We start from the raw sequence: 14,800 nt of genomic DNA, 5'->3' as shown, positions 1-14,800 counted from the left end.
TGAGGTAACCTCAGGATTTTCGACCATAAGAAGCGCCCCTCCATGACCGTGGAAATTGCCCTCGTTTTCCTGATCACAGCCTGCGCGCTTTCGCTGTTCGCCACCCAGAAACTGCCGATAGATGTCACCGCTCTGGGGATTCTGGTGACCGTCATGGCCGTTCCACTGGTGTTCCACTCCGAGTGGCTTGTTGATCGGGGCGTGAACCTGAAAGCTGCCTTCCCAACGGTATCTGAAAGCCTCTCGGGGCTGTCAAATCCTGCAACGGTCACGGTGCTATGTATGTTTATCCTCTCCGGCGGCATACAGCGCTCCGGGATGATTCATCTGGCAGCAAAAAAGCTGATGCCAGTAGTTGGAGATTCCGAGATCCGGGAACTGGTCATCATCGGCGGGCTGATCGGGCTGATCTCCGGGTTCATCAACAATACCGCAGCTGTGGCAATCGCTATTCCCCTGATGCTCGATATGTCCAGACGCAGGGATTATACGGCGTCCAGGGTTCTGATTCCGCTCAGTTTTTTCGGAATGATGGGGGGAACCCTGACGGTGATTGGAACATCCACCAACATACTGACGTCTTCCATTCTCGCCGACAGCCCCGAGTTCGGCCGTTCCCTCTCAATGTTTGAATTTACCCATATCGGGGTGATTATTCTTTCCGTCGGGCTTCTGTATTTTCTGACCATTGGCCGGATTCTTCTGCCCAAAGAGGATGCCCGACCCGTCGCCAACGAAAAGGAGGAAGAATTTGTTGTCGAACTGTCTGTGGCTCATGACAGCGAACTGATCGGCAAAGAGCTTGATGAGACTGAATTTGAGGACAAGTCTGGCGCCAGCGTCCTGAAGCTGGTTCGGGGTGGAAGGTCCTGGATAGACAAGGCGAAAAAGACGGAGATCAAGGCTGGCGACGTGATCATCGTACATGCCACCGTCCGCCAGATCATGGATCTGGTCACTGATGACCAGGTTGAAGTACTCTCGGATTTCGATGGCACCAGGCACGCCCGGTCGGAGAGTCATGTGGTGCCGGTCCTGTTGCGAAGCCGCCAGGTTTTTGATGGCCGGAAGCCTCCCCAGGTGAACTTCTGGAAACGATACCAGGCGCGCCTCATCGGACTGGATACCCGCAGAATCCGGTCCCGGCGTCTCGCCGACGAGGAGCTTCGCGTTGGCGAAGTTGTACTGCTGGACATTTCCAGAACCGCTTTGAGCCAGTTGCATCGCAGTTTCGACGTGGTGGTGCTGGATGAATTTCGGGACTATTTCGGCCGCGGGCGGATGATAACCGCAGGGAGTATCGTCGCACTGGTGGTGCTGCTGGCTGCGCTAACACCCCTTCCCATCGTGCTCACAGCTCTTGCCGGTGTCATCGCCATGGTTGTAACCGGCTGTGTGGCCAGCAGCGACATGTACGATGACGTAGCCTGGGATGTCATTTTCCTCCTTGCCGGCGTGATTCCGCTGGGTATTGCGATGACCAAATCCGGCGGTGCGGAATGGGTAGGTTCGCTGATCGCCGTTTATACACTGGGCTGGCACCCGGTACTCGTCCTCATGGCTCTTTATGTGGTGACCACGCTACTGACCGAGATGGTAAGCAACAACGCCTCAGCCGTCATCCTGGTTCCCATCGCCATCTCGCTGTCAGAGAAGCTACCCCTGGAACCCCTGACTCTGGTTCTCACGATCATGTTTGCCGCATCCACCACCTTCCTTTCCCCCATCGGCTACCAGACCAATACGATGATCTATGGCACTGGCGCGGTGAAATTCACGGATTTTGCCCGAGTGGGGGCTCCGCTAAATGTCATCCTCATGATTGTGACCAGCTCTGCCCTTTACTGGATAGGTGTGTAGCCTCTCTACACCGGAACTATTTGCACAACACCGCCAAATGACCCACAGTTAAGCAAAAGAAGCATTTCACTTCCATTAATGAACCACACCAATCACCCGGGACTCTCAATCATGAAACTGGCGGATTATATCCGTACACACCTGGAAGACATTTTAAGGGTCTGGGAACATGACGCCGCGTCTATTCTCTCCGGCCGGAATCTGACCAGGGATGAGTTGCGCAATCACGTAAAACAGATACTGCTTGGTGTTGCGGCGGAGCTTGAGCGGCCCGAGACTGGCGAGGACCGTTCCGGCCTGTTCAATGCCAACCACCCGGACAGTGAAGCTCATGCATCCATTCACGGGGCTTCACGGCACGAACTGGGCGCCAATATTGTTCATCTTGCCAGAGAGTTTCGCGCTCTGCGCAAGACCGTAGTGCAATCATGGTTGCAGATGGACGGGCTCCCGTCCCGGGCCGACCTGGATGAAGTTGTCCGGTTCAACAACGAAATTGACAAGGCCCTCACCCGCTCAGTCGAACGCTACGCCCTGGAAACACAGAAGCAGAGCCGTCTCCTCGAGACCATGCTCTCGTCCCTCCCGGACCCCTGCTACGTCCTCAGTGCTGACGGCGAGTTCCTCTATGCCAACAGAGCCATGGCAGAGCTCTGCGACCTGTCCACGGATGAGATGTCCGGCAGGAGCCTTTCCAGCATGCCACTTCCCGCGCATTACCTGGACGACAGGCAGTTACAGCGAATCACCTCCCAGGGGGAACAGTGTCGCGGCGAGGTAGAGATTATCCGGGCTTCCGGAAATTTACACTGCTTTGAGTATGTGCATGCTCCGGTTACCGGCGAAGAAGGCCGGATTGAGGCCATCTCCGGCATAGCCCATGACGTCACAGCACGAAAGGAAACAGAGGGCCAGGTCTGGCGCCATGCCAATTATGATTTACTGACAGGCATCCCCAACCGCCGGTTGTTCCGGGACCGGCTGGATCAGCACACGGCCCATTCCGATCGGACGGGGTCTCCCTTTGCCCTGTTCTTTATTGATCTGGACAGGTTCAAGGAGATCAACGACAGGCTGGGTCATGACTCAGGTGACCAACTGCTGAAACAGGCCGCAAGCCGCATCAGTGGCTGTACCCGGCAATCGGATACTGTGGCACGCCTCGGTGGTGACGAATTCACGGTCATCCTGCTGGATACCGCCGATCTCGATCTGGTGAAGGGCATCGCCAACAAGATTCTGGCCGATCTGGAACGCCCATTCCACGTGAAGGGGGAACAGGTGATGGTATCCGGCAGTATTGGCATCACAATGTTCCCGGCAGATGCCACCTCTTCCCAGGAGATGCTGAGCAATGCCGACCAGGCGATGTATCTTGCAAAACAATCTGGCCGCAACCAGGTGTGTTTTTTCACTGAAATCATGCGGCAGGCACACAGCGCCCGACAGGCACTTATCAGGGAGCTACGCGACGCCCCCCGGGATGGACAGCTCAAGCTCTATTATCAGCCAATTGTAGAGCTCTCGAGCGGCCGCATCGCCAAGGCAGAAGCGCTGTTGCGCTGGGAACATCCCAGACAGGAACTGCTCAGGCCCGATGCTTTCCTGCCACTGGCAGAGGAAACCGGGCTGATGCCCTCCATCGAACATTGGGTTTTCGCCGAGGCGCTCTTTTATGCCGAGCGCTGGACAGATATGACGGATGGCCCCTTCCAGCTCACCATCAATGCCTCGCCGATGCAGTTTCAGCACAACGGGGATGCCACGTCCTGGGATTCACTCCTGAAAAATCTGGTCCATTCAGGAGTTAATCTGGCCATAGAACTCACAGAAAATGTCTTCCTGCATGAGTCGACCTGCCTCCGGCAGCGCCTCGAGGCCCTCAAGGAAGCAGGCGTGGAGCTGGCCCTCGACGATTTTGGGACGGGCTACTCTTCCCTTGCGTACCTGAAGCGATTCGATATCAACTACCTGAAAATTGATAAAACCATCATCCGCGATACCGAAGCCGGATCAACCAACCGGGAAATAGCCGAAGTGATAATCGTGATGGCCCATAAACTGGGGCTCAAGGTAATCGCGGAAGGGGTGGAAACAGCGGCACAGAGAGACTGGCTCCGAGAGGCTGGCTGTGACTTCGCCCAGGGGTATTTCTTTTCGCACCCTCTGGCGGCGGAGGCGTTTGGGGATTTACTCAAATCCGGAAGTTCCCGTAGCGCCCTGGCGATCGTGCCTTCGAAGCCAGCCAGTCTTGGCTAAAAAGGCCGCCCTATGAACCTTGCCCAATTTATCGAGACGGAGATGGAGCGGCTGCTGGAGGACTGGGAGGCGGCCGCCCTCGAAATCGCCCCGGAGCTGAAGGGCGAAGACACTGCTGCTCTCAGGGACCATGCCCGGGAGATGCTCGATTTTGTTGCACGGGACGTGCTAAGGCCCCAGACCAGTCAGGAAACCATCCGCAAGTCCGTTGGAAAGTTCGAGACTCCCGCTTCTGCCGCCGGCAAGCACGGCCATGGCCGCCTGGAACTGGGGCTGTCCCTGACGCAGGTCCTGCAGGAACTGCGTGCTCTGCGGGCAAGCGTTACCAGGCTCTGGACCGACGAGCAGCAGGGTCTGGCCACAAAGGATATTGCTGAGCTTGTCCGCTTCAACGAGGCCATAGACCAGCTCATCACCAACTCTGTGGCGAGCTATTCCTCCCGTAAAGAGCAGGAAACACGCCTGTTCGAAGCCATGCTGGAGGTCTCGCCTGACCCCTCTGCCATATTTGATCCTGCCGGAAGACTGCTGTATCTGAACGGTCCCATGGCGGAGCTCGTCAGTACGCCAGCCGGGGACGCCGAAGGCAAAACTCCGCTTGAGCTGGGCCTTGGCTTTGCCACCGGATTGCTTGATGCAATTGCCGATACCGTCAACACCGGCCAGGCCCAGCGCCGCGAGTTTCATTGCCACTTACCGTTGGGCCGGGATCTGTATTTTGACTCCCAGCTTGCGCCGGTCTACGACGAGCAGCACGAGATTGAAGCTGTCGTCAAGACGTCACGGGACATAACCGAGCGTAAACACGCCGAGCACCAGATCTGGAAAAGTGCCAATCTTGACTCACTCACCGGCGTCCCGAACCGCCGGCTGTTCCTCGACCGGCTTGAGCAGAACCTGCGGGAGGCCGAGCGCAAGGACAACTCCTTTGCCCTGCTGTTCATTGACCTGGACCGCTTCAAACAGGCCAATGACCAGCTTGGTCACAAGGCTGGCGACCGCTTGCTGAAACAGGTGGCCGAGCGGATAAGCGGCAGCGTCCGGGCCATGGATACGGTAGCCCGTCTTGGCGGGGATGAGTTTACTGTGATCCTGAAGGACACTTCCGGGAAGGACGCCCAAAAGGCGGCCGGTGCGGTGCTCGACAGTCTTGAACAGCCTTTTGAAATTGATTCCCGCCGGGTGAATATTTCCGGCAGCATTGGTATAACGCTCTTTCCCGACGACGGCACAGATGCCGACGAGCTGATGCATCATGCCGATCAGGCCATGTATGCCGCCAAGGAAAGCGGGGGCCACCAGCTCCAGCTCTACCAGCCTTCGATGGAAAAGAGCGAATCAGAGCATATGCGGCTGAGCAGGGAACTGGATGACGCAATGCGTGAGCACCAGTTGGAGATGTACTACCAGCCCATTGTGGACACCCACACCGGACGTATTTGCAGGGCGGAAGCCCTACTCCGATGGAATCATCCAGAGAGGGGACTGCTGTCCCCGGCCGCTTTTCTCACCATCGCCGAGCAGAGCGGCATGGCAGAAAGCATCAGCGCCTGGGTGCTCGAGCAGGCAGCGGCCTGTTCGCTCAAGTGGGGCAATGACCGGGAGGGAGCCTTTCCGGTCAACATCAACGAATCACCTGCCTCCTTTTTCACCCCCTCCCTCGTGGACCAGTGGGGGCTGCGGCTGACCGAAAGTGACCTCGGTCGGAGCCGGATCACCATGGAACTGGCTCCGGAGTGTCTGGCCAATCTCCATGCTTCCGGTTTCAGTCCGGTCAACAGTTTTGGTCAGGAAGGCTGGCAGTTCAAACTGGCGATTGACGAGTTCGGTATCGAGCCGTTCTCCATGGTTGCCCTCAGAGAATGCAAAGTGAGCATTATCAAGGTAGACAGGGCGCTCGTCAGCGACGCAGGCCAGAATCGCGAAGCCGGTCCCATACTCTCGGCCATCATGAATATGGCGCACGCCATGAATATCCGGGTGGTCGCCGAAGGTGTTGAAAAGGATGAGCAGTTGCAGTTCCTCAAGCGTATCGACTGCGATTATGCCCAGGGCTTTCTGTTCTCCCCACCCCTGCCCCGGAGTGACTTCGAGAAGCTTCTCACGCAACGTCAGTGAATGTTTTCTGATGAAGTTTGAGAGATTTACGCACTAAATCTGTTCATTTAATGCTCGACAGGCATACTTATAAGGCGTATTCTGGATACATGTTCTTACATTATCGAACATAAAGATTCATTTCCCTCGCCATCAGTGCCCCGCCCCGGCACTGTCTGCACCTCTATCACAGGCATTAACTACATGACGTTAGGTGAAGCTATCAAATGCTTCCGTAGAGCGAGAGGCCTCACGCTCGTTGAACTGGCAAAGAAGGTGAAGTCCCACGAAGGCAACCTTTCCCGCATAGAACGGAATAACGCCAACCCCAGCCTGGACCTTCTGTACCGGCTGGCGGAAACGCTGGAAACCTCAGTTGGTGACCTCTTTCAGTTCGCCGAAGGGCACATGGACGAAAGTCAGGTCTTCCTGACCGCCAATTTCAGCCGGCTGGCGCGTCCCGAGCAGCAGCTGCTGGTGGAAATTTCCAACCTGTTCGTAAGTGCGCAGGGGACGCGTAAAAAGCCGTAACTCAGCGTTCAGTATAGCGCGACAATTAACTTGGCCGGTCCGGCGACAACTATCCTGGCCGGTTGATCTGATAGGGTCCGACACAGCAGAACGGAGGAGTCGCTGTGTCGGGCAAACACATTACAGATCAACAGGTCAGGTTATTCATGCATCACCGCAAAAGCCAGACACAGACCGTCGCTGCGGCCAGGGCGGGCATCTCGGAGCGCTCCGCCCGGCGCATAGATCAGCAATTGCACCAGCCCCAGAAGCGAGAGCGCAATTGGCGTACCCGTAAAGACCCGTTGGCAGAGGTCTGGGACAGCATCGTGTTGCCGCTGCTGGAGTCATCGTCCGACCTCACGCCAGTGGGTATTTTTGACCACCTCTGTGAGTACCATACAGATCAGTTCGATCCCCGTGCGCGGCGCACATTGGAACGGCGTATTGGCCGCTGGCGACAATTACACGGGCCAGCCCAGCCGGTCATGTTCGTTCAGACCCACGAGCCTGGAGAACTGGGCATTGCTGACTTCACCTGGGTTAAAGAGCCGGTGACCATTGCGGGTGAGGCCTTGCCGCACAAGCTGTTCCATTACCGTCTGGTTGCCAGCGGCTGGGCCTACGCCCAGGTCATCTACGGTGGGGAGAGCTTCAGTGCACTGTCAGATGGCTTGCAAAAAGCCTTCCGGAACAGTGGCGGAGTGCCGCGACAATTACGCACGGACAGTCTGAGCGCCGCCTATAAGAACCGCCAGGAGCAGGAAGACTTTACCGAGCGATTTGCCGGGTTCTGTCACCACTACAACGTTCAGGCTACCCGCAACAACCGGGGCGTGGCTCATGAGAACGGTGCCATCGAATCGCCCAACAACCATATCAAGCAGCAACTCAAACAGGCCCTGCTGCTGCGCGGAAGCCATGACTTTACCACCCGTGATGCCTACGAAAACTTCGTGGAGACGGTGGTGGCACGGCGCAACCGCCGGGTCAGCACTGCGTTCAAGGCAGAGCAGCAACGTCTCCAACCACTGCCTGTTCATGACAGCAGCACCTACACTGAGCACACCTTGCGGGTCAGTCGCACCAGCACCATCGTGCTCAAGCGGGTGACCTACACGGTGCCATCACGACTGATCGGCAGCCGGCTGACGGTACGCCTGTTCGATGCCCGCCTGGAACTGTGGTGCGCTGGGGTGCAAACACTGACACTGCCCCGCATCCACGCCCGGGGACAGCAACGGCGGCGCAGCGTCAATTACCACCATGTGATCGAATCCCTGGTTAAAAAGCCCCGCGCCTTCCGCCACGCTCAGTGGCGGGATGACCTGCTACCCGGCGACGATTACCGGCGTATCTGGCAGCACGTCGATGAGGCCTTGAGTGCCGACAAGGCCTGTCACTACATCGTGAGACTGTTGCACCTGGCCAAGAAGAGCGACCGCGAAAGCGCCCTGGGTCGTTACGTGCTGGCCGGCATTGAGCGCGGCAAACTCCCCAGCCTGCTGGAATGCGAAGACCGCTTCCTGAGCCTCAAACCGGCTCTGCCGGCGATGGTGGTTCATCAGCATGCACTGGGTGACTACCAGGCGCTGCTGCACATGGGAGGCTGCCATGAGTGACGTGACGGCCTCACTACCCTTGATGCTGAAACACCTGCGCCTGGGCAGCATCAAGGATCACTGGCAACCCCTGGCGGATAAGGCCGTGACGGAACACTGGCGTCCGGAACAGTACCTGAGCGAGCTGTGTGCTCTGGAGCTTGCCTCACGGGAAGACAAGCGCTTACAGCGCTATCTGAAAGACGCCGCATTACCACCGGGCAAGCAGTTGGGCAGCTTTAACTTCGACGCGGTGACCGGGGTGACCAGGCCTCACATCAGCCAGCTGATTAACCAGCCTGACTGGGTGAAGCGCGGCGACAACCTGTTGCTGTTCGGTGCCAGCGGGATCGGCAAAACCCACCTGGCCACCAGCATCGGTTACGGCCTGATCGACGCTGGCATCCGGGTCAAGTTCATGGCCGCCACGGCGCTCGTACAAAGCCTGCAACGCGCCAAGGAAGCCCTGCGTCTTAGCGATGCTCTGGCCCGTCTCGACAAGTACGCTGTGCTCATCATCGACGACCTGGGCTATGTTCGAAAAACCGAGCAGGAAAGCAGCGTGTTGTTCGAGCTGATCGCTCATCGTTACGAGCGCCACAGCCTGATCATCACTTCCAATCAGGACTTCGAGCACTGGGACAAGCTGTTCGAAGACACCATCATGACCGTCGCAGCCATCGACCGGCTGGTTCATCACGCCACCATCCTTCAATGCGTGGGGGAAAGCTACCGGAGGAAAGCCTCACTTAAGAAGCAGACAACATAGGTTCACCGTCAACCGGCCAACTTAATTGACGCTGGACCGGCCAAGATAGTTGACGCTGCATAGTTCAGGCACTGAACGAGCGGATCTGCAATTTCTCGCTAATGGAGTGGACTGAGCCTTCTGTTCAGCAGGCGCTTAAAAAATGCCTGTGGATCGGACTGTGCAACATAGTGCCGGTAGGCCTTCACCGCGAAGACTTCCGGGGCCAGTTGAAGAAAAACCCGGCTGATCTGCCTCTCATGCTGGAACGCCGGATTATCAAATGCTGCAAGCAACTGCTGCCGAAGTGCCTCCGGGAGGGTCGCGAGTTGCACTACATAGGCGATGTATTCATGTGCCTCAAGTGACGGCTTCGACACCCGGAAGTTGGCTTGTGCCACCGCGTGAGCTACCTCATGTGCCACGAAGCTTTGCCACATCCTATGGCACATGCTCATCCGAAAGGGCGGATAGCGTTGCGCCATCAATTGCGCCTGGGGGAAGCTGGGAACCTTGATATGAAAACTCCTGGAATCGTAGGTGCCCTTCACTTCCGTGCCATGCAGGCTCAGGGGGCGATCCACCAGATCGATGGTAAACTCAGTATCGACAAGAAAACCCTGGCTTCCCATGAATTCCAGTGTTTTACCAACCGCCTGGCACGCCAGCTCACCATCGTCTGCCCGGTCGCTGAACAAGGTGACGCCTGGAACAGGGCACGCAACTCTGGTAGCGGAGTAGCCCGGAGCACTTACCAGCAACGATAGGATAAATAACAGCAACCGCATGTTTATTACCCCGCATCCCTTGACCACATCCATTGTGAAAACTCCAGGTTCTATACCTTTCAGCATTTCTCAGGCGAATTACATTGCTCGTGCAATTCTGTTGCAAAGGTCTTTCAGACTGCTTCACTGAACCAACAACTGCAAGATGGAAAAACACTGGACGTTACCGTTAAGGCATGAATTATCAGAGCAAGCATTTTTTACCTTCGGGTTTTCTACAATCACCATGCTTCCTGGTCTATATTTATTGAAGGGATGGCAGTATTGGTTAAGACCATTGGCAGTAATCTCGAACGATAAATCGATAATCCAATGAAAGGATGCTGCCATGAGAAGGATAATCGTACCGACCGCGCTCGCAAGCTGCCTCTGCCTTGGCTCTGTAACGGCATTGGCAGACTCCCACGGTAAAGACACGATGAAGCTGGCTGAAGAAAAACAGTGCACCGTTTGCCACACAAGGAGTGACGATGTACCTCGGTCGCCATCTTTTAAGAGCATCGCGCAGAAATATACGAAGGATGATGCAGACAGACTGGTTCAGGTCGTTCTGTCAGGCGGCGAAGAGCACTGGGGTTCAGCAAAGATGCCCGAAATGGGTGAACGAGCTGAAGTCAGTGAGAAAGAGGCAAGAAAGCTGGTGAACTGGATCCTGGACATGCGTTCAGGAACAATGTAAATAAACCGGAAATTAACAACTGAATCAGGCCGGTGGCAATTGAACTGCCCCGGCCGGCACTTGCTCTCAGCACATTCGACCAAGGATAAAAAATACTCAAACCCATGATCCTGGGTGAGTGATTGGGGGCAGGTCAATCATGCCACTTCCCAGGCGTCGCCCCTGGACTCGGCTATGTCGCGCTCCGCAATGTCCCCGTTTCGCGGGAAAGCCAGAATTACAACGACAGGCCGCTCAAGCTATTTGGCAGCCTGCCGTCGCATACCCGAGAATCTCGGAATTCAAGAAAATGAGAGGCCTGTCATGAGCACTAAAATCACGGAAGAGCATTTTAAACAGGAAGTTGAAGATCTGATGGCGCGTATCGATGCATCCAGGGAAAAGCGTGACTCGGTCGATAAAAGCACGGTCGTCAGAAATATTTCTTCCTTCTATTATCTGGATTATCCATCCCTTGAAAGTAACGCAGTGCCGTCCGTATCCGGCCTCTCCGTTGTGGCGGAATGCCAGGACAAATGACCTGAATATGAGCCGGATTTTTTGACAATGAGCGGTACTAAAAACGGATGAAGGTTACATTCCCTTAAGTCGCTGTTTTAAATGGTGCCCGGAGCCGGACTTAAAGCCTCCTTTATAAACAGCTAGTTACGAGACTTTGTCCAATTTGGTGTACAGGTTGGTGTACATGCTGGCGAATGCTTAAAGAATGACCAGACACGCAGGCCGTAACATGCAGGTGTTTCTTTTATCTAGGGTTGGCCCTCGCTGTCAACCAAGTTTGGACTTTTCCTGTGTGATCCACTTGGGCAAAACAGGGCTGAATAAAATCCGGGGATATTGGGTCATTTAACGCAGTCCAGCCTCGGACTGCGTGAGGTGGCTGGCAAGGCGCCTTAGACAGGCGGCCACCACATCCCTGATGAACCAGAACAGCCCGGCCTCCTAAGCGTCCCAGAGCCCTTCCGAGGCATCTTCAGAACCCTATGCAGGACATCTGCTGTCTACAACAAGACTAAGTGCCTACCCGAAATCGAGCCATGATCCGATGGTTCGTAAGCTATCCTAATGGCCTTCAACAGGGTATAACGCAGACGCAGGTGGAAGAATCCGCTGCTCAGGGCGTCCCTGGCTTTGACACCAGATTTAAGATAACTCGATGTTGGACAATAAGACACGCACTTTGTAAACCATAAAAGGTAGTAGTTTATGAAAGCAGTAGGATTCATGTTGGCGGTTTCAGTGTTTCTAGCTGCCTGTGGAGGCGGCAGCGACTCCTCAAGCGAGAAGCCCGCATCAGAGGAAGTTAATCTTTCGGATTCCACGTCCGAGTTAGTTCCGTTACGAACCTATTCTGCACCCCAAGACACATTCGGGAGTGTATCGATGACCATGCCCATGGATGGAAACATCACATTTATCGGTGCAGGAGTTGACGTATACATCTACGATTCCGGACTCAATTTTGTTGAGCGAAATTCCACACCCTTTTCGCGCTTTCAAGCTGACCTGACCGCAGGTGAGTATTTAATAGAATTCAGTTTCTGGAGTAGTAACGCCCGCCACGTGACCGCGTACTCACCGCAACTTATGCCCTTCAACGAGTTGCTGCCGTTGGAGAATAAAGTCTACTCATCTGATGTGAATAAAGCAGAATACTACCGTTTTACACCAACGACAGACACAACACTCAACCATAGTGGTAGCGGCGTTAATATCGCCATCTACGATAGCAACATGACGCTGATAGAACCGCTGCTCAACCAAAAGGCATCTCCTTACGGGATAAATGCTGGCAATTATGTTGTCGAGCTGAATTATTTTAGCAGCAATACGAAAGCGATCAGCATAAGCTCCCCGGCAATCTGAACCCCCATGCAGCACTTGGCAAGCCAACTATTGCCAACGACTGTGAGCCGGCTATCACTGAGAAGATGTGATAGTCGGGCAGTTCTGGCAAGGAGAGACTGATGCCACTCACACCCCTGCACTTTGGCGTACTGGCACCGGTGAACTACCTATTCCCGGGCAAGGTCAGTCTGGTCTCATTCACTCTGGTCAATGCCTGGATCGACATGAAGTTCATTGAGGCGGCTCTCACAGGCCAGCCACTGCCAGCCCATGGAGACATCCACAGCCTTGCTGGGGTGTTGATCGTGGGGACACTGGTGGCCATGCCAGGGGTGAGGTATGCCAAATGGGTGATCGGTGCCTATCTTGCGGCACTGTCTCACCTGCTACTGGATGGCCTGATCCATGCGGATATGCAGCCCTTCGGCTGGATTGAGGGCAACCCCTTGAGGGTGATGGACATGCAGACGCTCTCCCTGATCCTGCTGCCTTTCATGCTCTGGTTTATCGTACAGACCGTGTCATCCTCCTATGCTTGGGTGCGTATGCGCTGGGCAGCGTTGCCATTCAGAAACCATCCGCCAAAGCCTTGAAATCCACTGCCAGCTCTGTCTGGGCCTACGATACCAGCTTGCTCCATTTGCCAATGCCGGCGTAGAGTGAGACTCGATCTAACTAACCAGAACAAGAAGAGGATCAGTCATGAAAGCATTTATCACCGTCATCGGGACCTCGCTGCTACTTCTGAGTACGACAGCCGCCGCTGTATGTACTGGCTCCGGCTCGTTTAAAACCTGCACGGACAACCAGGGCAATAACTACACGGTCCAGAAGTTCGGCAACCAAACCTATACAACTGGGCACAATGGCCGCACTGGATCAAACTGGTCCTCGAATTCTACAACTATTGGTACCACCACCTTCCAGAATGGCCAGTCAGCCGACGGAAACACCTGGAACCAGACGATCCAGAACATTGGGGATACCCAATTTCGCAGCGGGACCGATAGCAACGGCAATAGCTTTAACAGCACCTGTAATCAATATGGGTGTTATTAGCAGCGCCAATAGGATCATTGTCGCTTGTTCCGGTGGTTGAGATTGCACTTACCTGACATCGCTGGACAGGGACGTTTATGAGCATCACATACACTGAAGCGGTTGAATTTCTAGGGTTGAAGAAAACCTGGAACTCAAATTCATTCCCCTGGAAGTCAAAGAATCGGGAGGGAATGGCACCCACACTGGAGAGTATTTTTACACTCAAGGACAACCACGGCGTTATGGAGGATGTGCTTGTTATTTTAAGGCATAAATCCAGTTCGATACCAGGCATCCCAAATTCCTTCAATGCTGTCTTATTGTTGAATAAGCAACGTTTGGTAAGCCTTGACGAAAATGGGTCGAGAAAACATACCAACCGGGTCGGTGTTGGAATGCCCTACTTTGGCCATACGCTCACCCATCCCCATCTTCACGTTCCAGTTCCGGATAGCATGGACGGTTATGCTGAACCGATTGATACCCGGAATGTCCAAGAAATGTGGCAGATTTTTTTAACCAGATCGGGAATTATTGGGGCTCCTGCTCTACAATTACCGACATCTGAACAGCTGGAACTTTCGTTCTGAGGCAAAATTCATGGACTGCGATCTATTACAACGACAGTGGGGATACACGTGCCAGCCTGTAGCCGATGGTGTTCTGTATGCTGAGTCTCCCTTTGTTCTTGTGGGTGACGGTTCTCATCTGGGCGCGTACATTCAGGATATCGGCTCCAACAAGGTGCGTCTGTCAGACAACGCAGACATTTTGTTCAACGCCCTGACTTACGAAGTCCAACTCCGCAAAAGCACGTTGAAAATGCTGCGGTCTATCGCCGTCAGCCGGGGGCTAGAGCTTGGCGACAATGGCGAACTGCATACGGTTTGTTCTCAGTCCCAACTGGGAGATTCTTTTGCCCGCTTCTTGGAAGCTGCCTTTATGTTCGGTGAAGTCCTTCAAAGCAAACGCCCTGAGCCAGCATCTGGGTTTGAGCGAACTATTGCTAAGATCCTCTCCAGCAAATATGGACCTAGGCTGTCACGCGCCGCCACCGTTACAGGTGCCAGTGGGCATGAGCTGCAGTTCCCGTTCGGACTGGATATCGGCCGGCCTGAGCAACAGTTCATTCAGACCATTGCTGCTAAATCTGATGGCTCCGTAAATTGGAGAAGTGTGTACCAGGCTACCGGCAAGTTTTTGGATCTTAAGAATAACGAAATTCCGGGGGGCCGTGTTGTTGTGATTGAGCCAGCAACCAATATTGAATCTATCCATCAGGCAGAAGTAATTCTCCAGAACGCCGCGAGAGTCATCGAATACACAGGACCGGATCATCTTCTGAGGGAAATCGACCTAGCGGCTTAAC

The 14,800-nt window shown here is 54.8% G+C and carries 14 protein-coding genes; 13 read left to right on the top strand and 1 reads right to left on the bottom strand.

Annotated elements, in window-relative coordinates; translation table 11 throughout:
• Positions 1-42: 42 nt before the first annotated feature.
• From LG327_RS13480 to istB, 6 genes are all read left to right on the top strand, one after another.
• Positions 43-1,860: an SLC13 family permease gene (locus LG327_RS13480; protein WP_404362578.1), complete on the top strand. Its 1,818-nt coding sequence runs from the start codon at positions 43-45 to the stop codon at positions 1,858-1,860.
• Between the two features lie 111 nt (positions 1,861-1,971).
• Positions 1,972-4,119: a putative bifunctional diguanylate cyclase/phosphodiesterase gene (locus LG327_RS13475; RefSeq protein WP_404362576.1), complete on the top strand. Its 2,148-nt coding sequence runs from the start codon at positions 1,972-1,974 to the stop codon at positions 4,117-4,119.
• 12 nt (positions 4,120-4,131) lie between these two features.
• Positions 4,132-6,237, top strand: a complete 2,106-nt coding sequence (locus LG327_RS13470) for a putative bifunctional diguanylate cyclase/phosphodiesterase (protein WP_404362574.1) — start codon at positions 4,132-4,134, stop codon at positions 6,235-6,237.
• 183 nt (positions 6,238-6,420) lie between these two features.
• Positions 6,421-6,747 (top strand): helix-turn-helix domain-containing protein, encoded by a 327-nt coding sequence (locus LG327_RS13465; protein WP_404362573.1) that lies wholly within the window; start codon positions 6,421-6,423, stop codon positions 6,745-6,747.
• Positions 6,748-6,851: 104 nt separating this feature from the next.
• On the top strand, positions 6,852-8,348 hold the full coding sequence (gene istA / locus LG327_RS13460) for an IS21 family transposase (RefSeq protein ID WP_404361671.1): 1,497 nt from the start codon (positions 6,852-6,854) through the stop codon (positions 8,346-8,348).
• A complete protein-coding gene (gene istB / locus LG327_RS13455) occupies positions 8,341-9,096 on the top strand; it encodes an IS21-like element helper ATPase IstB (protein WP_404361672.1) in 756 nt (251 codons plus the stop codon). The genes istA and istB overlap by 8 nt, the downstream gene beginning before the upstream one ends.
• A gap of 98 nt (positions 9,097-9,194) precedes the next feature.
• Here istB and LG327_RS13450 read toward each other — a convergent pair whose 3' ends face one another.
• On the bottom strand, positions 9,195-9,896 hold the full coding sequence (locus tag LG327_RS13450) for a DUF6639 family protein (protein WP_404362571.1): 702 nt from the start codon (positions 9,894-9,896) through the stop codon (positions 9,195-9,197).
• A 295-nt stretch (positions 9,897-10,191) separates the two neighbouring features.
• Between LG327_RS13450 and LG327_RS13445 the strand changes: the two genes are divergently transcribed.
• The 7 genes from LG327_RS13445 (at position 10,192) to LG327_RS13415 (ending at position 14,799) form a co-directional block, all read left to right on the top strand.
• On the top strand, positions 10,192-10,542 hold the full coding sequence (locus tag LG327_RS13445) for a c-type cytochrome (RefSeq protein WP_404362570.1): 351 nt from the start codon (positions 10,192-10,194) through the stop codon (positions 10,540-10,542).
• A 303-nt stretch (positions 10,543-10,845) separates the two neighbouring features.
• Positions 10,846-11,061 (top strand): hypothetical protein, encoded by a 216-nt coding sequence (locus LG327_RS13440; RefSeq protein ID WP_404362568.1) that lies wholly within the window; start codon positions 10,846-10,848, stop codon positions 11,059-11,061.
• Positions 11,062-11,748: 687 nt separating this feature from the next.
• Positions 11,749-12,408: a hypothetical protein gene (locus LG327_RS13435; protein WP_404362566.1), complete on the top strand. Its 660-nt coding sequence runs from the start codon at positions 11,749-11,751 to the stop codon at positions 12,406-12,408.
• 101 nt (positions 12,409-12,509) lie between these two features.
• Complete coding sequence (locus LG327_RS13430) at positions 12,510-12,983, top strand: hypothetical protein (protein ID WP_404362565.1); 474 nt, start codon at positions 12,510-12,512, stop codon at positions 12,981-12,983.
• Positions 12,984-13,092: 109 nt separating this feature from the next.
• On the top strand, positions 13,093-13,449 hold the full coding sequence (locus LG327_RS13425) for a hypothetical protein (protein WP_404362563.1): 357 nt from the start codon (positions 13,093-13,095) through the stop codon (positions 13,447-13,449).
• Positions 13,450-13,526: 77 nt separating this feature from the next.
• Positions 13,527-14,021 (top strand): hypothetical protein, encoded by a 495-nt coding sequence (locus LG327_RS13420; RefSeq protein ID WP_404362562.1) that lies wholly within the window; start codon positions 13,527-13,529, stop codon positions 14,019-14,021.
• A gap of 10 nt (positions 14,022-14,031) precedes the next feature.
• Complete coding sequence (locus LG327_RS13415; protein ID WP_404362560.1) at positions 14,032-14,799, top strand: DUF1828 domain-containing protein; 768 nt, start codon at positions 14,032-14,034, stop codon at positions 14,797-14,799.
• The last annotated feature ends 1 nt before the right edge of the window (position 14,800 follow it).

Source organism: Marinobacter sp. (genome assembly GCF_044799475.1).
Lineage (GTDB): Bacteria > Pseudomonadota > Gammaproteobacteria > Pseudomonadales > Oleiphilaceae > Marinobacter.
This window is presented reverse-complemented; position numbering and strand designations above follow the sequence as displayed.